Below are 21903 nucleotides of genomic sequence, written 5' to 3'. Positions count from 1 at the left end.
TGGTTATGTAAAGGGTGGACGATTACGAGACAAGATTGGACATTAAAGTGTTTCCATCCCCGTTAGGGGAAGTGGTTATGTAAAGTATCCGAGGCAGAAATGAGAAATGAAGATATTTCTCGTTTCCATCCCCGTTAGGGGAAGTGGTTATGTAAAGTTCAGCTTTGCAAAGACCAGCTAAACGATTAACTAAGCGTTTCCATCCCCGTTAGGGGAAGTGGTTATGTAAAGGCGCAATCTCGGTTGCAACCCAATCCACCCAAAAGTTTCCATCCCCGTTAGGGGAAGTGGTTATGTAAAGAACAGCTTTCCTCTACTCACCCCGAGGTGATAGTAAGGTTTCCATCCCCGTTAGGGGAAGTGGTTATGTAAAGAGTTCACTTCTGGAACCTTTACAGGGAGAGGGTTTGAGATACCCCAATCGACACCACTTTGTTGAGTGTCAATAACTCCCAATGAATTCTCAATAATTAGTAGATTTCACAGCTTGGAAACGTTGCTGTGTAAGCAATCGACACCAGTCAACGAAGTTATGCGGTTTTCAAGGTTCTGGCGAGTGGTGTCGATGGACTTCAACACACCTGGAAAAAAGGTATAGTACTTTACCTATAAAAGTCAAGATATTGTCAAAACCCTTAATAGTTGGGGCGGAGATGTCGGGAAATGGAGGTTTGACGACATCCAGGTGAAACAGTCTCACAGTAAGCATTAAGACCATACTACACAGGTAAAACGACATCCTGAAGAAGGAGGTTACATCATCGCCCCAATAGTTAGGCTTATTATTTTTCTGTGGCATAACTCTTATAACCGCGCTCCAAAGTTGGCTGATAGCCATAGCGATCGCTTGCCAACTTCAGTTTTAATATCTGAAAAATTAGCATAACTTTTAGAGTTTCAATTTCTGACCGCAAATAAAATCGCCTCATCTAATTGGGACTCCGCCGCGATCGCCTCCGGCATCTTTCTCTACTAAAATAATTTTTGACCCGAATAAATCATTTTTTCGTTTTAAATGCTCTGCGAAAATGGCTGAAATGAAAATAACCCAAAATAACCATAGTAAGTACGGTTATTTTATTCTTTAATCGAAGAATTGTTGACAGTAAAAAATAGTGATTAAGAGCGCTAAGTTGTGGCTTAGTCTAGGCTTAGTCCAAGCTTAGTCTAGGAAACTTGCTTTCTTGAAAAATTGATTCCCTGCACTTAGTCTAGGCTTAGTCTAGGCTTAGTCCAAGCTTAGTCTAGGCATAGTCTGAAGGAAATGTATTTTGGCATACAATTTTGTTATTTAAAATCCACTAATTACATAAACTTAGTGGTGATTATGTAATTAGTTTGTAAGGGAAAAAATAACTTTAATTTCTCCCTGACTTAAAGCCTTCACCACTTAGAAATTCTTCATTTATCAACAACAGAATTTTATCTGTGTCCTTGCCCTTGTTGGCATAGCTGGCAGGGTTACTGGGGTCTTTCTTGTTCTCCATACCGAATTTCGCGTTATGGCTAATCACTTCATCCTTATGGCTCTCAATCCAATCGCGTATCACCAAGCCATTACAGCCCGATAAATCCCTGAGTGCTTGGTTAGTCACTGCCAAGCGATCGCTGTCTCCAGTCGCCACAGTATCGTTATATAAACAGATAGCCTGATAAGACCTACGAATTTTTTCTACAGCTGCTAAGGTTGCTTTGCTCCCCCACACCTCAGCATCAGTCTTGGCTTGCCAGTCAATCTCTTCCTTGATGGGTGCAACCTTGGCAGGGATAGACTTGGCGGCGGGGGCGATACCTTGCCCAAGAGTTACCTTGTTCACCACCTCAATAACTTTTTTCTCTAGCCAAGAATCTAACTCGGTGACATTTAGAGTAACTGTTTGGGGTTGCTGTGTTGTGGTTTCCATAGCTGCTTTCTCCTGTTGTAATTGTTTGTTGGCTATATCTAATTGGTTATTAATGTCTTCTAACTGGTTATTAGTTTGGCGTAACTCTTTAATCTCTGTTTCTAATTGGGCTAATTTTTGCTGTGCTGACTGTAATTGCTTTGCAGTATCCAACCGATTTTTAAATGACTCAAGCAAATAGGTAATAGCTGATTGCTGATTGGGTAGATTTAACTCCTCTTGCAAGTGGCGAATAGCTTCTAAATCTCTTGAACTAACCCGAACATTTGAAAGTTTTTCTTTTGATGGAGCATCTGGGAACCCTACAGGCTTTGTAAGGTAGTAATCGGCATACCCCAAAGTGGTTACAAGATTTTGTAAATCTCGGTCAGTGGGAGCATCCTTAACAAAGTGACCGGCTAACCTAGCGGCGTGTAGCATTTTAGAACCCGTTGAACCCTGGCAATCTCTTTCTGTAGCCAGTGCTAAATATGCGGCTCGTAATGCTTTGCAGTTGTCTTGTTCTTCCCCGTGTCGAAAATTTAGAATTGGGGTTTTATCTCCCTTATCCCCGAAATAACCACGAACTACCCGATTAAGCGAACCATTGCGGCGACTATCAATAGCACGATTTTGGGCTGAAAGGTCTGTAGAATTCTCGTTAGCCACCTCTGCCAAAAGTGCTTTAGTTGTTGGCTCCTTTCTTAACCAGTTCAATCGCTCAATGACGTAACTAGCAGGGTAGAGGGTAGCGATGGGGAATACTGGCTTATCTCCCCGTTTTTTACCTTGACCAGTGAACATTACCTGATAGCTTTGACCCTCAACAGCCGCAAACTTAGCACGAGCGAGAATTTCATGGGGGCGGCGACCAGTAGCAGCAATCAACCCTACTGCTACTTCATGCAAATCTTGGGATTCTAGCAGCTTACCTGTTACCTCTAAATATTCATCTGGGCTAATTTCCTGACCATTTTCGAGGCGATCGCTTACTCGTGTAGACTTGTTTCTCTCTTCCCAATGGCTTTTATCCAGACCACACAGCAATAAAACATAGTGCTTTAACTCGTTTCCTGTAACGTTACCTTGAGCATCGTGTTTTGGTTCAGAGTCAGCATTCTTGCCCTGTTCTAGAGGAATTGACTTGAATTTTTTATAGAAGCCAGCACGACTCAACACAGTGCCTAAACTTTTAATGCTGTAAGTAGTGTTGGTATTTATCCACTCGTTAAAATTTTCGCAGTGTGGCTTGATCTCTTCAAGGCTTTGCAAATCCTTGACCGCTTCAAAAAGTTGCTCTACTTGTTCCTGAACTGCTTTAGACATCTGACCGACTCCCTTTTATTTTTTAAGCTGTTACTAATTTAACTAACAAGTTAGCTGATGTCAATAACTTGTGAAACATTTTTAACAGGTTATTGACATTAGTTAACAGGTTAAGCTACGCTAATAACAGGTTGAACAAACCACAGAAAAAGCGGGCTACTAACCCGCAGCTTAAAAATAAAGGTGATCTCATGTTACTCACAATTGCTAAACCTCAACAATCCCAAGCAAAAGACGACTACTTTGATGGGGAATTCGACGCGGCGATTGGATTACCACCTAAAAGCCAGGATGGAGACTACTGGAGAGGGTATCTCGCCAAGGTGAACGAGACTGGTAGCACACCGTTCTAAAACCCAAAGGGAGGCTAACAACCTCCCTTAATTTTTGCTTACTAGGGGTTAACTCAAAAATATGCTTAGTGACTAAAGTCATGTTTAAGCAGTGACGTTTAGTATATGTATGTTTTTGATTATTCCGAATATATTGAGAATATTCAAATGAAGTAATACGAGGCACAAAGGATATATGAACCGCTTAAAATCTATTCTTCTTGGTGGCTTATTAGCATCTGTTTCAATTGCTGCTCTTTCCCAAAATGCTAATGCCAGTGTTGTGAATTTTAACCATGATCATTTAAATAGTAATACTATTGCTTTAAATAACGCTAAACTAATTCGTGAGCGTCAATTGCATGAACAGCAAGTTCGTGAACAAAAAGCTCGTGAATTGCATGAACGCCAAGTTCGTGAACAAAAAGCTCGTGAATTACGTGAACGCCAAGCTCGTGAACAAAAAGCTCGTGAATTACGTGAGCGCCAAGCTCGTCTTCATCACTAAGATTTAATCACCTAGTTGCATATTTATTACTTGTTAATGGGGAGATTCCAAAGCTCCCCTTAAATTTTGGTTTTATGTTTTGCATCTTGCTTGATTAAGTTGGCTGTCTGGCTTATGAGAAAAACCTAACTTAGTTCCAGCGATCGCCCCAAGGGACAAAACCCCGATCATGCTGAAAATGATTAGCTTAATTGGCAAGTCACTAATACTAAAGACGTGTAGCGATCGCTTTTCAAATTCCCAGTTAACCATCAGAAATTGCACTGGATTAAAATCAAACCATTCTTGGCTTTTGATTAACTCAACATTGTATTGGCTAAATTGTTGATGTAATTCCCCTTCTACATCTGCCATATCCTCTACATAAATAGTTTTGAGAATCTTCACGTTGCAAGGTGGTTGATTCCTATGAAAGTTATCAAGTCGAGCTTCGGGATTACGAGATAACCCAATTTTGCAACGACGGAGGTAACAACCAGGAATTAGCCCGTGATAACCCTCTGCTTCCATTAAATATATAAATCCTGGCTCATGGTCATTTTTTGGTTGATAGACAATTGTCGCAATATCATCTAAGTTCATATATTTATTTCCAAATTATCTTATTGCTAACTGTGCGCTTTTTGCAGTCTAAACAGCGATATCTATCGTCATTTTGTAGCTTTAAATTTGCGCTTCCACAGTGGGGACAGTGGGGACTTGTGCCAGATTGGTGACTACCCCCTATAGTCGAAATTGGTGGCAAGCTTACCATTTGACCATTACTTGCTGTATGAGGCTTTGAGCTTTCAGTCTCTAGCCCGTTGCCAATTGTGCCAGGGAACTTGGCAACCCTTGCCAGTCGCTTTGTATTCTCTATTTCTTGATAGTTGAAACTGACTTTATCGAGGTTAGGTAAAAAGTAAAGCTTGGGCGAACGAGAATCGACTACTAAGGCTACTCTCAATAATCTGGCATCGTCGGTAACTAAGTCGTTTTTATAGTCTATATATTCTTCGATAGCATCTAAGTTCCGAATCAATTTAGCCAAGTTAGACTCGCTGTTTTTACCCTTGCCGTAGGTATTCAGGTAATGTCTGATTTTGGGAATGCCAATGATTATTTCGGTAAAGAGTGACCGATCATCATTGGTAAAACCTGGGATTTGTTTGGTCATCACTGATTGACCCGACACAATCCAGCCGATGTTATTATGACCAAATTGTTTGAGAATCTTCTTGAGGTTTTCACCTGCTGCGTAAGGTTCAGAGCAAGAATTTAGAGTATTATCTAATTCATCCCATGCCCAAATTTGAAAGAAGTTAGCAGCGAATGTGGGATTTTTAACTCTAAAATTCCCGTCGTCTAGACAATCGTCAAAGGACTTAATCGCGGCTGTTGTGTCGCCATACTTTAGGAAAGGCTCTAAAGGATAGTTGCTATCTTTTAACGAGCCAACAGCACCCGGATAGCTGACTGTAACCAGAGTATTTTTAACTCTTTCACCCTTGCCAGTATTACCGCGAGTGCATCCAGCTTTTAATATCTCGCTGATCATCACGGCTGTTGTAGGCGTTTTGCCCACACCGGGATCTGCTATCAGCCGATAGCGGATAGGATGACTGACTACATAGTTAATAAATTCGTCAGCAGTCCCAACCATCAACTTAATTTCATCTGCTTTGATAGCTGGCTCCATCCGGTAGCTGACCACAACACAATCGGTTATTTCCAGCTTGCGAACGCTTGTTATTTTGAATAGCCCTAACTTTTTAACCAGCGTTTCAGAGTGCTTGCTAATAGCCTCCACAATGGCTTTGGGATGTACAGACCGGGAATACCCATAACCAACATCTACAACGCCGTCAGGCTTCACCTGAAAGCCCTTAACGCTCAAAGCCAACCTGATATCAGTAAACAAAGTACGCGCTATTTCGTTGGCGATTTTCCCGTTGATATCAAAGCCAAAATCACCATAAACAGGTTCAACTAAATCACCTGCCAATTGTTGCTGTAGCTGACCTACGCGCTCGTTTAGTAGCTCGATTTGCTCTATATAGTTTTGGCGCTCATTGGCGATCGCTTCCCCAACCTCATCTAAATTTTCGTTGTAGCTACTTGCCAAACTTTTGATAATCTCGGCTTTACTTTGATGACCATGCGCTACCTTCTCACCCCAGTTTTGCAACCTTCTGAATAGCTGCATAGCTTCAGAGGTTATCAAGTCATGCTCTAAGTAAATTTTCTCTAACTCCTGAGACTTAGCAAGTTGAAAGCGTTGATTAGCCTCAGTTTCTACCTGAGATTTAAAGTTAAATTCCCATTGCTCAGTCTCACTTTCCAGATATTCAATGCGTTGGGCATCTTTTTGAGATTGGGTAGATAATTCACTTAACTTAGCTTGCAGTTGGGCGATTATTGCTGTGCTTTCTAGTTTGTTATGACCTAACGAGTTGATGGTATTTCTCGCTTCTTTGAGTTCATCTTTCAAAGATTCTAGCTGGCTGCTAACGTTGGCTAACTTTGACTTGCAAGTGTCGAATTCTCTGATAATTTTATGCAGTGTTTCACCTGCTTTTTTATTCTTGCTTTCGGCATCGTTTAGCAATCTCTGTGATTTAGTATCAGTGATAAAGTAAGTAATAAAACTCGCTGGCAATGCTCCCACACCAAGCATAGAGATTATTTTGGCTGTATCATTGGTGAACCCTCCAGAAGCTACTGCCAAGCCAGCACACAGACTAAAAGCACTTAACCCTAAGCTGTGAGATAATCTCATGATTTCACCTCTAGGTAATCACCTAACTGGGCTTTAAAGCTTGCTAGATTTCCCTGTGACTCAACAGTTTTTAACCTTAATTCCTCAGCTTTTATTTGTGCTTGTAACAGCTTTTTGGTTTAGTTCATCTTTGCTATAAACCGAGATATTCGTATCAGCGATCGTCTTTACTTGACTGACATCTAAAGCAACTGATTTTTGGGTAGTCACCTCTTTTTGATTCAAATAGTCAAGGTAGTTACCTTTGACTTTTTCAATCTCGGTAGCTGCTTGAATGCCAGCACCAAAAGCTTTTGAGTGCTTACCAATAACAGTAAATTTCTCGCGTGTCAGGTCGAGCGCTGCCCCCGTCAATTTAAGCGCTCGTGTAGAGCCTTCATAAATTTTCATCCCTTTATCAAACTGGCTTTGAGTTGCTTGTGGGAGAGTTTCGGGAGGATTTAAAGGGTCTGAAACATGGTATTGATTGGGCTGGAATGGTGGCATCATTCCCGGTATTAAATCCGGCGTGACAGTCAACAATCCAGGGATACGGCTATCTATGGGAACAGTTGTAGGGGTAGCAGATGTGGAATTAGTGCTAGATGTCAAGTTTTGGTTACGCCCTGCTAATTTCTCAGCTACAGCTTTTGCGGCTGCTTTTGTAGTGTCAATTCTTGCCATTGTTGAAAAATTTTCTGGTATTGAGTAGGGATTGGTATTTAATTTCTAATTGCCTAAATGCTTTGTCGATTTCACTAAATTCAAGTGCTAATTCCTCATCTAAGTCATATTTTTTGAGGACTTGTTTTAGCTCTGTTTCGTCCGTCTTTGCGTCCTGAATTTGGCTATTTAATTCGTCCATAAAGCTTTACAAATGTTAGCGGGGAATGACAGCATCCCCCCTTTCTTATTACCCCTTTAATTCGCGTTTACCTTGCCCTTTGTAAGGCTTTGGTAGTGGTTTCCCGTGTTCCGTTGCCGCTACTGTTTGAGATGGATTACTGGGGAAACTGGCAGGGGTAGGCGCGACAAGTAAAACCATGTAGGACAAGACTGTTAGGAAAGAGTAAAATTTCATTAGTTGTCAATCTTGATAAAGGGTGATGACTGGGCGATCGCTACTTTGGACGGTGGGCGATCGCTTTTAAATTGAGAGCAAAAATCATTCTGTAAAACCTTCAAACTTAGCTACCTCTAAGTCAGCATTAGCAGCCCATTCCAAGTAGTTGAAATATTGCTTAACGTCACCAAAAGCGACATCACAATCGAAGCGCAAGCCTTTAAACTGTGGATGTTGGCGAATTTGCCCAAGTAATTCCTGAGCTTGAGAAACTAGCTCTGGTAGGGAATTAGCGCTCATATCTACTTCTGGTTGAGTGCCGGAAATTGTAAAAGTCATGGCGTTAGTACTCTTTCTAATAACCAGTTAACAAAGTCGAGGGGAGATAACAGGATGTTGATCACTCTCACACGATTAGCTTTTTTTCCCAATTCAGTGATGATGCCTTCAATTTCTTGGGTCAGGTCGGTTTCATCTGGGGTAATTGCCACTGGTTCTTTAGCCAAACTGGCCAAATCTCTAATCGCTCCCAAGTATCCTTGCTTTTGGTGTTGCCAGTGCTGATTGATACCCTCTGCTAGTTCGGCATCTCTCACAGCCAGGTTATTGAGGATAAGTTGGTTTTTGACTTGGGCTATAGCGTCTACTGCTGCTATCTCTTCAGATGCCTGTCTCGCTAGCTGGTCAATTAGCGTGAGTTGGGCATGATTGCTTGGGGATTGGGTAGCAGATGTTAGATGTTGCTGTTGCTGGGGCAAGGAAAGGGTATTCTGTGACTGTTCTGAGGCTGGTTCCGATGTTTGCTGTGGAGAAGTTTCGGGTAACTCTAGGGTGTTGCTAGCCACAGTTGGTAATTTTGGCTGGAAGTGGGAGGCGATCGCTTCTAAATCTGCTTCTGAAACTGCCTTTACAGTGTCAAAATCATCAGGGCGAACATGGCTTAAAGCCAGTCTCAGCCCTTGTTCTGTGGTCATATACCTTAAACAGGCATCTTGAATACTTACTGTGTCTGCTGTTGCTGTAACCTTTCTTCGTGTTGCCATGATTTACGCTCCCTTTTGGATTTTTTGGATTTGCCCGAATGCTTGCTGATAGCGGTATCTAGAGAAATCGTTGGGATTTTTGGCGATGTAGCCTTTGACCCGTTCAGACCGTCGTAGTTGAGCCATTAACCGCCCTATTCTGCCCAAAACCCATGCTTGGTAGGGTGATAAAGGTGATTCACGGTCATAACTACCATCGTGGTTTTTGGGGTAGGCATCTCTGAAACTGGGGATTCTCCAGAAGGCTAAATTCTCCCAAGTGACCAAAGTCGAGCGGCTAACACCCAATACCTCAGCTAAATATGTCTTGGTAGATGGGAAATCAAGAAATGAGTCTAAATCTGTAGAATGTTTACTCCGTCTAGGTTTCATGGGTTTACTACAGTAATCAATGTGAATCAGATATTAACTAGCTAGCAATCAGAATAAGTACATATCAGGATGTAGCACCTAAACACTAAACCCCTTACTGTGTAAGTCGCTGGGGTACTCGTAGGACGCTAATTAGTGGCTTGTTGTTGATCGATCGCTTCTTGTGTCATCATACATCTAGTGACACAGATTGTGCAATATGTGTTATTCCATTTCTAAATTACAAGACGTATCATGAGGTAGAGTGATGAACACGGATAACACAATGAGTGGAAGAGTGAATGTAGTGCTAACTGATGAGGTCTACGAACTTGTCAAAAACCTAGCAGGGACAGAACGACGCTCTCAAAGTCAAACAGCAGCAATTTTGATTGAAGAAGCTTTAGAAGCACGCAATCTACTACAAAAAAATTCCTTAGCTGACAAAGGTAAGGGGGCCGCATGAACGAAACATTAGCAACCCATGACGCAGAAAAGCCAGAGGCATCCTCAGAAGCGCTAGAGATAGCAGAAAGCTTTACTACTGCACTAAATAACTTTAATTGGCGGGCTGACTATTTGAAATTCTGTGAAGTTCTGGGCTTTACACAAGATAGCTATGCTGAGGAGAAATACCAGCAATTTCGAGAACTGGTAAGCTACCTAGACTGCTTTGATAAAGAGGCGATCGCCAAGATGATTGAGGCTGGTAAGTAAATACTTTTATGCCAACAAACCAGCAACTCAAAACGTGTTTTATCTTATGCTATAGCAACACTTCTGTTTACTTGCCAATATATTTAGTCACAATAGATAAACGCACTAAAAATGTAGTGATTTTAGCTGGAGAAGAGACAGAGATTGAAATTTACCCTAATGGTCTATGGAGGTATGTATGAGCAATCAAATTAATTTTATACAAATGACCAGGACTGAGCTACGCAGATACATTCTGGATAATAGAAACGATGAAAAAGCATTAGAGATTTATCTTGACCGCTTCCGCAATCCTAATAACCAATTACACCAAGCCCCTGAGTCAATTGATGATTTAGAAAACTACGGGGAGTTACATCAGCAATATTTAGAACAAAGGAGAGCATCTGATTGATACCGGGGTTTGCTTTTTTTCTTCCCAACAAAAATTTGTGCATGAAGAGGATTTATTTTGCTATCAGAATTAAGTGATTACAATTTTGATGAGAATTTGACACCAGTAGTAAGAAGAATACTAACTTATTGCTGGATGCCATGCAGAATCCAAGATTTTCCTTTTGCACCACAAACTTGGATTTTTTGGATATTGCATTCTGAGCTAGATTTACTTACTTACAAATACATCAAATTTTGCAGAGAAAAACAATTGGAAGAAATTCCAGATTTCCCATCTAAAGGGATTTTGATAGCATTTGATGTTTACTGGATGATGCTAATTTCTTGGATTTACAAACACGAATGGAATAAACTATACAAACTGCCACGAATGGAGAAAGAAACAAAAAAGGCTATAGAACTAGAAGGTAAGATGTGGTTATCTTTATTAGAAGTCTGCCGAGGGTTAGTAGGTTACAACAATGAAGACAAAGCAGTAGGTTTGTGGGGTGCAGCAATTTTTGAAAGTAAAGTTAATGATCTAAAAAAGTTTTATAACCCTAATAAATATCCGCTGATTACAGGTAATAAACAAACACGGAAAGTAAAACTCGCTTATGGTGTAGACACAAATAAACAGTGGGCGAATAACGGCAAACAAGCAATTAAACAAGCGTTTCAGAGCCACCTAAAAGCTTTAAGAGAAGGGGAAAATCCTTTCAATCCTAAGAATCAACCTTGGCTTTGCTCAATCACTCGAAGCGTTTTTGATATTTTGAAGTCTGGACTAAATAGTTCTTATAGTTTTAAAGAAAAATTTTGGCAACCATTTTTATCTAGCCGTAGTGCATGGGTAAGTAATTTTGAGTCTCAAGGTATTAGTTTTTTATGGGCAGAAAATAAAGAATGGTATTCCCGATTTCCGGGCACAAAACGTGGGAGTAGAAAAATACCTATTTTTGAGTTTGAAAATTACCCAGAGGCTATAAGCCTCGTACAACAAGAGTTTCAAGAGTTATCACACTCACTAGTTTACCCTCCTGAAAATGAGCGATTATGGATACAAGACAGAAGCAGAACTTTGCTAGATTCCGGGCAAGGCTACGTTGTTGTCTTATCAAACTCTAATTGACAAAAAAAAGCTGGATGCAGTCCTCGTTGTGTCAAATGGTTAGCTAGTGGCTTCCCAAAAAGAATGGTTTCCAGCCATTCCAACAAAGAAATCTGAATCCAACAGATTTCCAAAAATTTCAATCAAATAATATTTAGCTTAACAATTTTCTATTGACATAACTAGGGGCTGCCTCAGTTTGTAACCACATTACACGAGGTAATTATGCCCAAAAAAGTATCCTCTTCAAAAAGTAGCTCTAAAAAAGCCTTTAACCACAAGCATTCTAGCAAAATCCCCCCCCGTAGTCAACTTTTTAGCCTACTTATCGAACTTATTGCTGATAGAAGATTGACTGAATCGGTTGAAATTCTTGAAAACGCAGGCTATAACGACAACTTGGTAATTTTCTTCATACTGGCTAACCTTCAATACGAGGTGGCAGTATGAGCAAGCTCACCCCTACCTCTAAAGCTAATCCTTGTTTATCTTGCGGCGATACTAAAGGCAATTGCCGACATCAGGATATAGGAGAAATTATCCTCTGTATGGCTGCTATTGGCAGCCGTAAGGGTGAAATTGTTGAGGGTGGCTACAAAGTCATCGATTTTACCCAAGATGGCTTATGGGCAGTTTTAAAGCTTGATAATTCTGAAGAGTGGACAGAAGAACGGCGGCGGGAATGGGCTGATGAGCAAAGACGGCGGCGTGAAAAACTCCAATGGGATGAGCAACAGAAGTTAGCTAAATTGATTTCCATCCCCGACCGCGATCGCCAATACCGCCGTGTCGTCGCCGCACTGGGATTAAACCAAAAACACCGCATTTCAGAACTGTCTGAGAAACGCGGCTTAAATTCTGAGGAGATTGATTTTGCAGTTTCTCAGAGCTGGATCACCAGTTGGAAGCCAGGGTTAAAGTTGATGCTACCCCGTCTTTGGCTGGGGTAGCTGGAGGGCAACTAACAGGAGTCATCGGGCTTGCGATCGCGGCTGTAAACCCCAAAGGTGAAATTGCAGGATTTCAGATTGGGTCTGATAATCGTTCAAAATATGGCAAGTACCTCTGGCTATCATCTGCATCTAAGGGCGGGAATGGGCCACACCTACCAAGCAGTGAATTACCTGTATTTCTCTGGAGGCATCCAGAAGCCGAACAGATAACACAAACTTGGCTGGTAGAAGGTAGTTTGAAATCACTGATTACTGCCTTAAAACTGTGGTTTAGGCATGGACGTAAGGATATTCAAATTATTGGAGCAAAGAGGGGCAAACTGGCTAGGCTCAATCAATGCAGTGGTAGAAGCGTTAGGGCAGACTAGTAAAGTTGTTTTATGTCCAGATGCCGGAAGCTTAAGCAATTCTCACATCCTGAATAATTACAAGAAAATCATTGATGAACTAACCAGTAAAGGTTATTTAACAGATGTTGCTTGGTGGGGTCAACTTGAGAAGAGCAAACAGCCAGATATCGACGAACTAAGCAACACGCTAGATTTTGAACTAATCACGCCAAGAGAATTTTTTAACCATACAAATAAAGCTAATTGGTTATATCGCCGCCGTTACACTCCCGATATTGTAGTAAATCAATCTGATTTTAAATTTCTCAATCTACCAAATAATAATGCCGTAATTGCGGCTAAATCTGGCTTAGGTACGGGGAAAACAGAAGCTTTGATTAGATTAATTTAAATCATCTCAAAATCGCTCATTTCTCATCGGATATCGTAATAATTTATTACTGCAAACTGGCAGTAGAGCAAGCCAGAAAGGTGTTAGTATTTATCATTTGCAGCACGATGATGGTATTAGCTTAGTAGCAGATAGAAAACACTAATTTAGCTCTATATGCCTAGATAGTATTCACCATGTAGATGGTTATTTTAGTGGAACTGATATTTATTTAGATGAAACAGTATCGGTACTTACTTCATGCCACTGGCGGCGCTACTTTAGGGGATGAACAAGGCAAAGCTATTGCTATACTCTCAAAGGCGTTACAGGAGTGCAACAGAGTAATATTACTTGATGGTAACTTGGCTGATATTTATGTTGATTTTATAGCCAAGGTATCAGGTAGATGAACACGGATAACAATAATGAGTGGAAGAGTGAATGTAGTGCTAACCGATGAGGTCTACGTTTAACTTGTCAAGACCTAGCAGGGACAGAACGACGCTCTCAAGTCAAAACAGCAGCAATTTTGATTGAAGAAGCTTTCTACGCAATCTACGCAAAAATTCCTAGCTAGGACAAAGGTGTAGCCGCATGAATGAAACATTAGCAACTCCATGACGCAGAAAAGCCAGAAGCCAGATGCTAGAGATAGCAGAAAGCTTTACTACTGCACTAAATAACTTTAATTGGCGGGCTGACTATTTGAAATTTCGTGAGTTCTGCTTTACACAAGATAGCTATGCCGAGGAGAAATACCAGCAATTTTCGAGAACTCGGTAAGTTGTTACTAGACTGCTTTGATAAAGAGGCGATCGCCAAGAGATTGAGGCTGGTAAGTGTAATACTTTTATGCCAACAAACCAGCACCAAAACGTGTTTTATCTTATGTTATAGCAACACTTCTGTTTACTTGCCAATATATTTAGTCACAAGATAAACGCACTAAAAAATGGTGATTTTAGCTGGAGAAGAGACAGAGATTGAAATTTACCTAATGGTCTATGGAGGTATGTATGAGCAATCAAATTAATTTTATACAATGACCAGACTGAGCTACGCAGATACATTCTGATAATAGAAACGATGAAAAGCATTAGAGATTTATCTCCTTCCGCTTCTAATACCACAACCAAAGTTCCCGAGTCAATTGATGATTTGAAAATTGGGGAGTTACATCAGCAATATTTAGAACAAAGGAGAGCATCTGATTGATACCGGGGTTTGCTTTTCTTCAACAAAATTTGTGCATGAAGAGGATTTATTTTGCTATCAGAATTCGAGATACTCTGATGAGAATTCTGACACCAGTAGTAAGAAGAATACTACTTATTGCTGGATGCCATGTAGAATCCAAGATTTTTTTTGCACACAAACTTGATTTTTTGATATTGCATTTCTGAGCTAGATTTACTATTTACAAATACATCAAATTTTTGCAGAGAAAAACAATTGAAAGAAATTCCAGATTTTCAAAGGGATTTTTGATAGCATTTGATGTTTACTGGATGATGCTACTTTCTGATTTACAAACACGAATGGAATAAACTATACAAACTGCCACGAATGGAGAAAGAAACAAAAAGGCTATAGAACTAGAAGGTAAGATGTGGTTATCTTTATTGAGAAGTCTGCCGAGGGTTGCAGGTTATAACAATGAAGACAAAAGTAGTTTGTGGGGTGCAGCATTTTTGAAAGTAAAGTTAATGATCTAAAAGTTTTTATAACCCCAATAAATATCCGCTGATTACAGGTAATAAACAAACACGGAAAAAAACTGCTTATGGTGTAGACACAAATAAACAGGGCGAATAACAGTAAACAACATTAAACAAAGCGTTCAGAGCCACCTAAAAGCTTTAGAGAAGGGGAAAATCCTTTCAATCCTAAGAATCAACCTGGCTTTGCTCAATCACTGAAAGCGTTTTTGATATTTTGAAGTCTGACTAAATAGTTCTTATAGTTTTTTAAAGAAAATTTTTGGCAAACCATTTTTATCTAGCCGTAGTGCATGGGTAGTAATTTTGAGTCTCAAGGTATTTTTTATGGGCAGAAAATAAAGAATGGTATTCCGATTTTCGGGCACAAAAACGGGAGTAGAAAATACTATTTTTGAGTTTGAAAATTACCCAGAGGCTATAAGCCTTCGCATAACAAGAGTTTCAAGATTATCACACTCACTAGTTTACCCTCCTGAAAATGAAAGGATTATGGAAAAAGACAGAAGCAGAACTTTCGCTAGATTCTGGCAGGTTACGTTGTTGTCTTATCAAACTCCTAACTGACAAAAGCTGGATGCAGTCCTGTTGTGTCAAATGGTTATTAGTGGCTTCCAAAGAATGGTTTTCAGCCATTTCCAACAAAGAAATCTGAACCAACAGATTTCCAAAAATTTCAATCAAATAATATTTAGCTTAACAATTTTTCTATTGACATAACTAGGGGCTGCCTCAGTTTGTAAATCACATTACACGAGGTAATTATGCCAAAAAGTATCCTCTTCAAAGTAGTTTCTAAAGTTTTATCAGCATTCTAGCAAAATCTTCGTAGTCAATCTTTTTTACTTATCGAATTTATTGCTGATAGAAGATTGACTGAATCGGTTGAAATTCTGAAAACGCAGGTTTAACGACAACTTGGTAATTTTCTTCATACTGGCTAACCTTCAATACGAGGTGGCAGTAGAGCAAGTCACCCCTCCTCTAAAGCTAATCTCGTTTATCTTGCGGCGATATTAAAGGTAATTGCCGACATCAGATATAGGAGAAATTATCCTTCGTATGGTTGCTATTGGCAGCCGTAAGGGTGAAATTGTTGAGGGTGGTTACAAGTCATCGATTTTTACCCAAGATGGCTTATGGGCAGTTTTAAAGCTTCGATATCCTGAAGAGTGACAGAAGAACGGCGGCGGGAATGGGCCGATGAGCAAAGACGGCGGCGTGAAAACTCCAATGGGATGAGCAACAGAAGTTGCTAATTGATTTCCATCCCCGACCGCGACGCAATACGCCGCCGTCGTCGCCGCACTGGGATTAAACCAAACACCGCATTTCAGAACCGTCGAGAAACGCGGCTTAAATTTCCGAGGAGATTGATTTTGCAGTTTCTCAGAGCTGGATCACCAGTTGAGCCAGGGTTGCTGATGCTACCCCTTGGCTGGGGTAGCTGGAGGGCAACAGGAGTCATCGGGCTGTGATCGCGGGCTGAACCCCAAAGGTGAAATTGCAGGATTTTCAGATTGCCTGATAATCGTTCAAAATATGGCAGTACCTTCTGGCTATCATCTGCATCTAAGGGCGGAATGGCCACACCTACCAAGCAGTGAATTACCTGTATTTTTTCGAGGCATCCAGAAGCCGAACAGATAACACAAACTTGGCTGGTAGAAGGTGTTTGAAATCACTGATTACTGCCTTAAAACCGTGGTTTAGGCATGGACGTAGGATATTCAAATTATTGAGCAAAGAGGGGCAACTGGCTAGGCCTCATCAATGCAGTGGTAGAAGCGTTAGGCAGACTAGTAAAGTTGTTTTATGTCCAGATGCCGGAAGCTTGCAATCTCACATCCTGAATAATTACAAGAAAATCATTGATGAACCACCAGTAAAGGTTATTTAACAGATGTTGCTTTGGGGTCAACTTGAGAAGAGCAAACAGCCAGATATCGACGAACTAAGCAACACGCCAGATTTTGAACTAATCACGCCAAGAGAATTTTTTAACCATACAAATAAAGCTAATTGGTTATATCGCCGCCGTTACACTCCCGATATTGTAGTAAATCATCTGATTTTAAATTTTCATCTACCAAAAATAATCCGTAATTGCGGCTAAATCTCGGCTTAGGTACGGGGAAAACAGAAGCTTTGATTAGATTAATTAAATCATTCAAAATCGCTCATTCATCGGATATCGTAATATTTATTACGCAAACCGGCAGTAGAGCAAGCCAGAAAGGTGTTAGTATTTATCATTTGCAGCACGATGATGGTATTAGCTTAGTAGCAGATGAAAACATAATTTAGCTCTATGCCTAGATAGTATTCACCATGTAGATGGTTATTTTAGTGGAACTGATATTTATTTAGATGAAACAGTATCGGTACATTCATGCCACTGGCGGCGCTACTTTAGATGAACAAGGCAAAGCTATTGCTATATTCAAAGGCGTTACAGGAGTGCAACAGAGTAATATTACTTGATGGTAACTCTGGCTGATATTTATGTTGATTTTATAGCCAAGGTATCAGGTAAAGAAGTTATCAAAATTGAAAACGAAGCGAAAATTAAACCTCATAAGTTTAAGTTTGTTGTCGGTATTAATGGAGAGGGAGAAATAAAAACGTGATAAATCGCCACTAATCAAAAAATGTTATCCGATGATGTAATACCTGATTGCGAGTGATTCCAGAATGTTGACTAATATTATTGATGAGATTTTTAGAAGTGCTGATAAATGCGGCTATGTTCTCAATAAGAGACAGCCGGGAACCTACAAAGAATTTTTACTTAATCCAGATGAATTTATAGCTACCCGTAGACCTGACTATTTTATAATCTCACCCACTGCTGAAAGTGGTGTGGTGTCACAATCAAAAATTACTTTACCGATAAGTTTACATTTTTGCTGGCGTTCAGGGTACTAACAGTCAACATCAAATGCTGTTTAGGCTTAGGATGACAGCATAACTCATTATGTCTTTCGTCCAGAATTTAGTTGCTCGGGATAGAATAATCCTAGAAACTATTCAGTAAAAGCCTACACTGAGGCTTTAAATTCTAGATTATGCAATCAGTTATGCTGGCGGCGGACGGATTGTTGCCAAATAATGAAAGTAATAGGTGATGCTATAGCCAGAAGTAACGATGATTGCGGGGGCTGAATTAGGTCAATCGATAATTACGAGATGGATCACCTAGAGATTGCCTATTTATGCCTAGATGAGGCTGGGCATAGTGTTGAGACAGGAATGGGGAAATGATCAAGAGTTTATGATAAGGAAAATCGCCAGAGAAGCAGTGCAATATCGCTATTCTTTTAGAACTTTATAAAGCGATTGCTTGAAAATCTGAACCGTTAACGCGGCGGTTAAATCCAACCCTAATAAGAGAGACAGCGCAGAATCGAAAAATTAGATTGCCAGATAGACAACAGAAATTGAAAATTTACTGTTTGGAGTCCTGAATTTATTAATAAATGTTATGTAAAGATAGAGATTTTATTGGTAAGCAGCAAAGATTCTATATGCTAAACAACTCGATATATCTAAAAACGAAGTGAGGTTAATTGGTATTACTTGAGTACTAAGCAAGACTTCTTTTAGAGAAGCCAAAGGTGATCACACTGAAAGTATGGGCATTACAGCAGTTAATGTATTGCAATTTTTAAAAGGAGAATACTACAAAGAATCACCAGAAGTACTGGAATTAATGCATAAGTCAGAAGCGATAAAGAAATAGCCAGAGCATTAAATATTAAAATTTCAAAGTGACAATAGATAAAAGAGAAAATATTCATTCTGTCAACTGTTGATAGTATTGTCAACTTTGCTAAACCTTCAAGTACTGGTAAATGGCACAAAAACATATTTACACGGTAGATCAAGAGAAATTAAATTTACCTAGTAGATTGAAGTTTAGCGGCGGTAGCGCGTACTCGATGGGTATTTAGCATCGAAGCGGTTAGCAAGATCAAGTGGGAAGAACATACACACAGCAAGTAGAAGCACAACACAGCAACCAGAACATGGACAGCGCTACTGAACAACTTTGTTCTGTGAGGAAAACCTAACAGAAACTGCATTATATTTAAATGCTCGTGAAGACCGGGAAATGTTATCCGATCTAGGGCATGGTTGCCGCCTAGTTTGAGGGGGGCGCGGCGACTACCAGAAGCCAAGCGGAATGATACGGCAATGGGTAACGGCGGCTTAGGTAGCTGGAGGTTAAAATAGCATGGCGGCGTTATTCGTGTCATTACCGCCATATGTTACACGATGCCTATAATCCTCACAGTATAGCGACCGAGAAGACGTCAATGCGATTTGAAGCCGGGGAAGCACCAAAACATTGCAAAATACTTAAAATTTCAGTTCGCACTATTCAGCGATGGGTACAGGCGAGGCGAATGCCATTGGAGCCAGAAAACAGCATCACCAGTTTTATCAGGCGATGGCAGCGAAACTAATGCCACGGCGGCGGCGAATGCTTGCTGAGAGTGAGAAGCAGGCAAGGATGCACGCTAACATCTGCTCATGGTGTATCAACTCCTAGAGACAAATTAGCAAGTCCGAACAGTACACGCCATTAACAACCTTCTCTCTGTTTTTTCCAGACATTAGACGGATTGAAAGCAGTTTTGGCGGGGAATGAGAGGCAGATGGATCATAGTTGCCACGTCCATTCTGAAGCTTGGGGCTACGTAGTTTTTGATGGAGCCGCTTGCGAGAATGTTTGCCGGAGAAGAGCCAACAACAACACCTCAAAGAAACACTGACCGAAGGTTGAATTAATCCAAACTCCCTAAATGAACGAAGAAACAGCGATAGTGAATATCAAGATTGGAAAAACTTCTGATGGAATCGACTGGCACACTGGCAAGGATCTTGCTAGAGGAAACGTTGCTAAAGAAAACGCCAACAGATCATTTGAGTCTCCAAACCAGAGGGCGCGAACTTGAGCGAGAAGCAGAGGGTAGAATGGCTACAAAAATATCCACCTAAGCCCAAAGAACCGCGCCACCAGCAAGACTCAACAGTGGGGACTTCACCTAGAATCGCTTACAAGCCCTCTAAAAGTTATCAATGGGCAATTGGTATTACTAATATTTATTTCAATTTACGAAAGAGTGCTATCACATCACACTGTAAATATCGTATGTCAAAAATAAAATTTACTGTCAGTTTTTACAGTTATCTGTTGTAGAAAATCTGTCAAGTCGATTCTGTTCGGATTTTTGGTGATTAAGGCAATGGGTTGTCCATCCCAATCAAAATCGGTGGTTTTTGAGCGTTTTCGCTGTGCTACCTATTTGAGAAGATTCACCACCGTATGTTCCGTATTTATTAAAAATACCTATTTCGTAGGCACGCCATACGCTCATATCATTGCAGATTGAGTTCGAGTTATAGGCGTTACTATCTACAACACCTAGAAATGTATCATCAGAATCACGACACGCCGCAAATGCAGATGGGGTAATGTGCCAAACAGCCAATAACAATATTTAACAAGTTTTCACGCTTTTTTTCCGATACGATTTCTAGTTACACGCAGTATTTAATATTACTCGGTAATATTAGTGATATTTATATCAAGTATTGTAAAGAGTATTCTACAAAGTCAGATGAGTTCTTTCTTCCTTCCCGTCCTCTTTCTCCGCGTGGGAATGAGTTTTGCTGGCAAGGCATATCCGAGGGTGAAATCGATATTGCCCCGACATAACCACAGCGATCGCAAGGGGTAATTTACCCGTCACATAATTCCAGATTTGCCAAGGGGATAATTAGTTTAGTCACAGCAGTACTCTCCTATCTATATAAATTAGGTACTGCTGTGACTTTTTTTTTCCCAGAGAAAATATCGAGCCGCCGCGACGCAATCCCAAAGTTACTGTCAGCATATTTAGATATCTGCCAAAGGGTAAATATCTAGTCACAGCAATACCTTATTCTATATAAATAGCGGCAGTGATGTGACTAGACCTAAACCCCTGCTGATAATGAATACAGCCATTTAATCGCTAGTTACAGCAAGGTATGCCGGGTGATGACGCGGCGGGAGACGCGGCGAAGCCGCCGTCGCCGGCAACGCAGTTGCCAGTCATGGGCATTGGGTATTGGACATCAGACAATGGAAGATTGGGGCGATCGCGATGCACAGATACAGTAGCTAATTATCACTACGATATCAGTAGGGCACGAAGATTGGGGACGCCATAGCTGATAACAGTAACTTCGTTATAGTTTCCAGAACTAGTTATTATAAATGTCCAACCAGGAAGGCGAAACGGTCGCCATTTGATCGGGGCAATGGAAGATTGGGACGATCGGGACACCGCTTCGCGGATCTGCACCTGCGTTACTAAAGGATATTTCTAACAGGTTATTTAGTATCAACAAAACAAATAACAGATATGCTAACAAGTTAAAAGAACATGATAACAGCATGTTTATGGAAAGATGTACCAAATAGCCAAAGTTATTACAGCAAGGCATTTAGATATATGCAATGTTAACAAGTTATAGTAAACCAGTTAATGCAAACATATAACTGTTACCAGGTAGTAATGCAGACATAACAAAGATTTTGCAGGTTTCATGATTAACTTAATAGGTACGTCTGTTAATTTAAATTAACAGACGTACCTATTAAGTTAATCATGAAACCTGCGAAGCATCTTGTTATGTCTGCATTACTACCTGAGTAACAGTTATATGTTTGCATTAACTGGTTACTATAACTTGTTAACATTGCATATATCTAAATGCCTTGCTGTGTAAGCATTTGGCTATTTGGTTACATCTTTCCATAAACATGCTGTTATCATGTTCTTTAACTTGTTAGCATATCTGTTATTTGTTTTGTTGATACTAAATAACCTGTTAGAAATATCCTTTAGAATTTTTAACAGGTTGCAGATCCGCGAAGCGGTGTCCGCGATCGTCCCCAATCTTCTCATTGCCCCGATCAAATGGCGACCGTTTCGCCGCGTCTCTCTTCTGGTTAGACATTTATAATAACTAGTTCTGGAAACTATAACAAGTTACTGTTATCAGCTAT

31 protein-coding genes and 1 CRISPR repeat array (1 of these 32 cut by a window edge) are annotated in these 21903 nt (G+C 40.4%); of the genes, 19 read left to right on the top strand and 12 right to left on the bottom strand.

Annotated elements, in window-relative coordinates:
- Positions 1-374: direct repeats of the CRISPR family, unit length 36 nt; unit sequence GTTTCCATCCCCGTTAGGGGAAGTGGTTATGTAAAG; it reaches 308 nt to the left of the window's first position.
- Between the two features lie 984 nt (positions 375-1358).
- A complete protein-coding gene (locus FD723_RS41995) occupies positions 1359-3209 on the bottom strand; it encodes a protelomerase family protein (protein WP_179071047.1) in 1851 nt (616 codons plus the stop codon).
- A 191-nt stretch (positions 3210-3400) separates the two neighbouring features.
- Here FD723_RS41995 and FD723_RS41990 point away from each other — a divergent pair, with 191 nt between their 5' ends.
- Together FD723_RS41990 and FD723_RS41985 are read left to right on the top strand one after the other, a co-directional pair.
- Positions 3401-3562 (top strand): hypothetical protein, encoded by a 162-nt coding sequence (locus tag FD723_RS41990; protein ID WP_179070987.1) that lies wholly within the window; start codon positions 3401-3403, stop codon positions 3560-3562.
- Between the two features lie 175 nt (positions 3563-3737).
- Positions 3738-4049: a hypothetical protein gene (locus tag FD723_RS41985; RefSeq protein ID WP_179071016.1), complete on the top strand. Its 312-nt coding sequence runs from the start codon at positions 3738-3740 to the stop codon at positions 4047-4049.
- Positions 4050-4121: 72 nt separating this feature from the next.
- Here FD723_RS41985 and FD723_RS41980 read toward each other — a convergent pair whose 3' ends face one another.
- The 8 genes from FD723_RS41980 to FD723_RS41945 form a co-directional block, all read right to left on the bottom strand.
- Entirely contained in the window at positions 4122-4631 is a 510-nt protein-coding gene (locus FD723_RS41980) for a GIY-YIG nuclease family protein (RefSeq protein WP_256875463.1), read from the bottom strand.
- Between the two features lie 4 nt (positions 4632-4635).
- Positions 4636-6807 (bottom strand): hypothetical protein, encoded by a 2172-nt coding sequence (locus FD723_RS41975; RefSeq protein WP_179071017.1) that lies wholly within the window; start codon positions 6805-6807, stop codon positions 4636-4638.
- An 84-nt stretch (positions 6808-6891) separates the two neighbouring features.
- Positions 6892-7470, bottom strand: coding sequence for a hypothetical protein (locus tag FD723_RS41970; RefSeq protein WP_179071046.1), 579 nt, complete (start codon positions 7468-7470; stop codon positions 6892-6894).
- Positions 7457-7651 (bottom strand): hypothetical protein, encoded by a 195-nt coding sequence (locus FD723_RS41965; protein WP_179071019.1) that lies wholly within the window; start codon positions 7649-7651, stop codon positions 7457-7459. Before FD723_RS41965 ends, FD723_RS41970 begins: the two co-directional genes overlap by 14 nt.
- Before the next feature lie 48 nt (positions 7652-7699).
- Positions 7700-7867, bottom strand: coding sequence for a hypothetical protein (locus FD723_RS41960; RefSeq protein ID WP_179071020.1), 168 nt, complete (start codon positions 7865-7867; stop codon positions 7700-7702).
- A gap of 84 nt (positions 7868-7951) precedes the next feature.
- Positions 7952-8188: a hypothetical protein gene (locus FD723_RS41955; RefSeq protein WP_256875464.1), complete on the bottom strand. Its 237-nt coding sequence runs from the start codon at positions 8186-8188 to the stop codon at positions 7952-7954.
- Positions 8185-8892, bottom strand: coding sequence for a hypothetical protein (locus tag FD723_RS41950; RefSeq protein ID WP_179071045.1), 708 nt, complete (start codon positions 8890-8892; stop codon positions 8185-8187). Before FD723_RS41950 ends, FD723_RS41955 begins: the two co-directional genes overlap by 4 nt.
- 3 nt (positions 8893-8895) lie before the next feature.
- Positions 8896-9264 carry a hypothetical protein gene (locus FD723_RS41945; RefSeq protein ID WP_179071022.1) on the bottom strand — a complete coding sequence of 123 codons (369 nt, stop codon included), beginning with the start codon at positions 9262-9264 and terminating at the stop codon, positions 8896-8898.
- A 247-nt stretch (positions 9265-9511) separates the two neighbouring features.
- Here FD723_RS41945 and FD723_RS41940 point away from each other — a divergent pair, with 247 nt between their 5' ends.
- The 14 genes from FD723_RS41940 to FD723_RS41880 all read left to right on the top strand — a co-directional run bounded on the left by FD723_RS41940 (position 9512) and on the right by FD723_RS41880 (position 17470).
- Positions 9512-9709 carry a hypothetical protein gene (locus FD723_RS41940; RefSeq protein WP_114085500.1) on the top strand — a complete coding sequence of 66 codons (198 nt, stop codon included), beginning with the start codon at positions 9512-9514 and terminating at the stop codon, positions 9707-9709.
- Complete coding sequence (locus FD723_RS41935) at positions 9706-9960, top strand: hypothetical protein (RefSeq protein ID WP_179071024.1); 255 nt, start codon at positions 9706-9708, stop codon at positions 9958-9960. Before FD723_RS41940 ends, FD723_RS41935 begins: the two co-directional genes overlap by 4 nt.
- Before the next feature lie 8 nt (positions 9961-9968).
- A complete protein-coding gene (locus FD723_RS44335) occupies positions 9969-10142 on the top strand; it encodes a hypothetical protein (RefSeq protein ID WP_372743843.1) in 174 nt (57 codons plus the stop codon).
- Positions 10127-10354 carry a hypothetical protein gene (locus FD723_RS41930; RefSeq protein WP_372743846.1) on the top strand — a complete coding sequence of 76 codons (228 nt, stop codon included), beginning with the start codon at positions 10127-10129 and terminating at the stop codon, positions 10352-10354. Before FD723_RS44335 ends, FD723_RS41930 begins: the two co-directional genes overlap by 16 nt.
- 57 nt (positions 10355-10411) lie before the next feature.
- Complete coding sequence (locus FD723_RS41925; protein ID WP_179071026.1) at positions 10412-11467, top strand: hypothetical protein; 1056 nt, start codon at positions 10412-10414, stop codon at positions 11465-11467.
- A gap of 204 nt (positions 11468-11671) precedes the next feature.
- On the top strand, positions 11672-11896 hold the full coding sequence (locus FD723_RS41920) for a hypothetical protein (RefSeq protein WP_179071027.1): 225 nt from the start codon (positions 11672-11674) through the stop codon (positions 11894-11896).
- A complete protein-coding gene (locus FD723_RS41915; RefSeq protein ID WP_179071044.1) occupies positions 11893-12396 on the top strand; it encodes a hypothetical protein in 504 nt (167 codons plus the stop codon). Before FD723_RS41920 ends, FD723_RS41915 begins: the two co-directional genes overlap by 4 nt.
- Positions 12348-12767, top strand: coding sequence for a hypothetical protein (locus FD723_RS41910; protein ID WP_218651890.1), 420 nt, complete (start codon positions 12348-12350; stop codon positions 12765-12767). The genes FD723_RS41915 and FD723_RS41910 overlap by 49 nt, the downstream gene beginning before the upstream one ends.
- Positions 12742-13140: a hypothetical protein gene (locus FD723_RS41905; protein WP_179071042.1), complete on the top strand. Its 399-nt coding sequence runs from the start codon at positions 12742-12744 to the stop codon at positions 13138-13140. Before FD723_RS41910 ends, FD723_RS41905 begins: the two co-directional genes overlap by 26 nt.
- A 215-nt stretch (positions 13141-13355) precedes the next feature.
- Positions 13356-13532 (top strand): hypothetical protein, encoded by a 177-nt coding sequence (locus tag FD723_RS41900; RefSeq protein WP_179071041.1) that lies wholly within the window; start codon positions 13356-13358, stop codon positions 13530-13532.
- A 2334-nt stretch (positions 13533-15866) separates the two neighbouring features.
- A complete protein-coding gene (locus FD723_RS41895; RefSeq protein WP_179071040.1) occupies positions 15867-16016 on the top strand; it encodes a hypothetical protein in 150 nt (49 codons plus the stop codon).
- Positions 16017-16099: 83 nt separating this feature from the next.
- Positions 16100-16318: a hypothetical protein gene (locus FD723_RS41890; protein ID WP_179071039.1), complete on the top strand. Its 219-nt coding sequence runs from the start codon at positions 16100-16102 to the stop codon at positions 16316-16318.
- A gap of 425 nt (positions 16319-16743) precedes the next feature.
- Positions 16744-16956 carry a hypothetical protein gene (locus FD723_RS41885; protein WP_179071038.1) on the top strand — a complete coding sequence of 71 codons (213 nt, stop codon included), beginning with the start codon at positions 16744-16746 and terminating at the stop codon, positions 16954-16956.
- Between the two features lie 367 nt (positions 16957-17323).
- Positions 17324-17470 carry a hypothetical protein gene (locus FD723_RS41880; RefSeq protein WP_179071037.1) on the top strand — a complete coding sequence of 49 codons (147 nt, stop codon included), beginning with the start codon at positions 17324-17326 and terminating at the stop codon, positions 17468-17470.
- 1269 nt (positions 17471-18739) lie between these two features.
- Here the strand turns inward: FD723_RS41880 and FD723_RS41875 are convergent.
- Positions 18740-19099 carry a hypothetical protein gene (locus FD723_RS41875; protein ID WP_179071036.1) on the bottom strand — a complete coding sequence of 120 codons (360 nt, stop codon included), beginning with the start codon at positions 19097-19099 and terminating at the stop codon, positions 18740-18742.
- Between the two features lie 131 nt (positions 19100-19230).
- Here FD723_RS41875 and FD723_RS41870 point away from each other — a divergent pair, with 131 nt between their 5' ends.
- Both FD723_RS41870 and FD723_RS41865 read left to right on the top strand, forming a co-directional pair.
- Positions 19231-19395, top strand: coding sequence for a hypothetical protein (locus tag FD723_RS41870; protein ID WP_179071035.1), 165 nt, complete (start codon positions 19231-19233; stop codon positions 19393-19395).
- Between the two features lie 302 nt (positions 19396-19697).
- Positions 19698-19844, top strand: a complete 147-nt coding sequence (locus FD723_RS41865; RefSeq protein ID WP_179071034.1) for a hypothetical protein — start codon at positions 19698-19700, stop codon at positions 19842-19844.
- Positions 19845-20110: 266 nt separating this feature from the next.
- On the opposite strand, the gene FD723_RS41860 is transcribed toward FD723_RS41865, so the two are convergent.
- A complete protein-coding gene (locus FD723_RS41860) occupies positions 20111-20338 on the bottom strand; it encodes a hypothetical protein (protein ID WP_179071033.1) in 228 nt (75 codons plus the stop codon).
- A gap of 548 nt (positions 20339-20886) precedes the next feature.
- On the opposite strand from FD723_RS41860, the gene FD723_RS43845 reads away from it, so the two are divergent.
- A complete protein-coding gene (locus tag FD723_RS43845) occupies positions 20887-21012 on the top strand; it encodes a hypothetical protein (RefSeq protein ID WP_256875466.1) in 126 nt (41 codons plus the stop codon).
- Between the two features lie 713 nt (positions 21013-21725).
- On the opposite strand, the gene FD723_RS43840 is transcribed toward FD723_RS43845, so the two are convergent.
- On the bottom strand, positions 21726-21854 hold the full coding sequence (locus FD723_RS43840; RefSeq protein ID WP_256875465.1) for a hypothetical protein: 129 nt from the start codon (positions 21852-21854) through the stop codon (positions 21726-21728).
- Positions 21855-21903 lie beyond the last annotated feature (49 nt).

This window comes from Nostoc sp. C052 (genome assembly GCF_013393905.1).
GTDB lineage: Bacteria > Cyanobacteriota > Cyanobacteriia > Cyanobacteriales > Nostocaceae > Nostoc.
This window is presented reverse-complemented; position numbering and strand designations above follow the sequence as displayed.

Coding starts and splice junctions, on each gene's coding strand:
- FD723_RS41960 (WP_179071020.1), bottom strand. CDS start 7,867: ATGAAATTTTACTCTTTCCTAACAGTCTTGTCCTACATGGTTTTACTT.
- FD723_RS41945 (WP_179071022.1), bottom strand. CDS start 9,264: ATGAAACCTAGACGGAGTAAACATTCTACAGATTTAGACTCATTTCTT.
- FD723_RS41995 (WP_179071047.1), bottom strand. CDS start 3,209: ATGTCTAAAGCAGTTCAGGAACAAGTAGAGCAACTTTTTGAAGCGGTC.
- FD723_RS41990 (WP_179070987.1), top strand. CDS start 3,401: ATGTTACTCACAATTGCTAAACCTCAACAATCCCAAGCAAAAGACGAC.
- FD723_RS44335 (WP_372743843.1), top strand. CDS start 9,969: ATGCCAACAAACCAGCAACTCAAAACGTGTTTTATCTTATGCTATAGC.
- FD723_RS41865 (WP_179071034.1), top strand. CDS start 19,698: ATGGAATCGACTGGCACACTGGCAAGGATCTTGCTAGAGGAAACGTTG.
- FD723_RS41955 (WP_256875464.1), bottom strand. CDS start 8,188: ATGACTTTTACAATTTCCGGCACTCAACCAGAAGTAGATATGAGCGCT.
- FD723_RS41965 (WP_179071019.1), bottom strand. CDS start 7,651: ATGGACGAATTAAATAGCCAAATTCAGGACGCAAAGACGGACGAAACA.
- FD723_RS41980 (WP_256875463.1), bottom strand. CDS start 4,631: ATGAACTTAGATGATATTGCGACAATTGTCTATCAACCAAAAAATGAC.
- FD723_RS41880 (WP_179071037.1), top strand. CDS start 17,324: ATGGTAACTCTGGCTGATATTTATGTTGATTTTATAGCCAAGGTATCA.
- FD723_RS41875 (WP_179071036.1), bottom strand. CDS start 19,099: ATGACACGAATAACGCCGCCATGCTATTTTAACCTCCAGCTACCTAAG.
- FD723_RS41950 (WP_179071045.1), bottom strand. CDS start 8,892: ATGGCAACACGAAGAAAGGTTACAGCAACAGCAGACACAGTAAGTATT.
- FD723_RS41900 (WP_179071041.1), top strand. CDS start 13,356: ATGAAACAGTATCGGTACTTACTTCATGCCACTGGCGGCGCTACTTTA.
- FD723_RS41970 (WP_179071046.1), bottom strand. CDS start 7,470: ATGGCAAGAATTGACACTACAAAAGCAGCCGCAAAAGCTGTAGCTGAG.
- FD723_RS41920 (WP_179071027.1), top strand. CDS start 11,672: ATGCCCAAAAAAGTATCCTCTTCAAAAAGTAGCTCTAAAAAAGCCTTT.
- FD723_RS41870 (WP_179071035.1), top strand. CDS start 19,231: ATGGGTACAGGCGAGGCGAATGCCATTGGAGCCAGAAAACAGCATCAC.
- FD723_RS41930 (WP_372743846.1), top strand. CDS start 10,127: ATGGAGGTATGTATGAGCAATCAAATTAATTTTATACAAATGACCAGG.
- FD723_RS41915 (WP_179071044.1), top strand. CDS start 11,893: ATGAGCAAGCTCACCCCTACCTCTAAAGCTAATCCTTGTTTATCTTGC.
- FD723_RS41940 (WP_114085500.1), top strand. CDS start 9,512: ATGAACACGGATAACACAATGAGTGGAAGAGTGAATGTAGTGCTAACT.
- FD723_RS41975 (WP_179071017.1), bottom strand. CDS start 6,807: ATGAGATTATCTCACAGCTTAGGGTTAAGTGCTTTTAGTCTGTGTGCT.
- FD723_RS41985 (WP_179071016.1), top strand. CDS start 3,738: ATGAACCGCTTAAAATCTATTCTTCTTGGTGGCTTATTAGCATCTGTT.
- FD723_RS43840 (WP_256875465.1), bottom strand. CDS start 21,854: ATGTCTAACCAGAAGAGAGACGCGGCGAAACGGTCGCCATTTGATCGG.
- FD723_RS41885 (WP_179071038.1), top strand. CDS start 16,744: ATGTTGCTTTGGGGTCAACTTGAGAAGAGCAAACAGCCAGATATCGAC.
- FD723_RS41935 (WP_179071024.1), top strand. CDS start 9,706: ATGAACGAAACATTAGCAACCCATGACGCAGAAAAGCCAGAGGCATCC.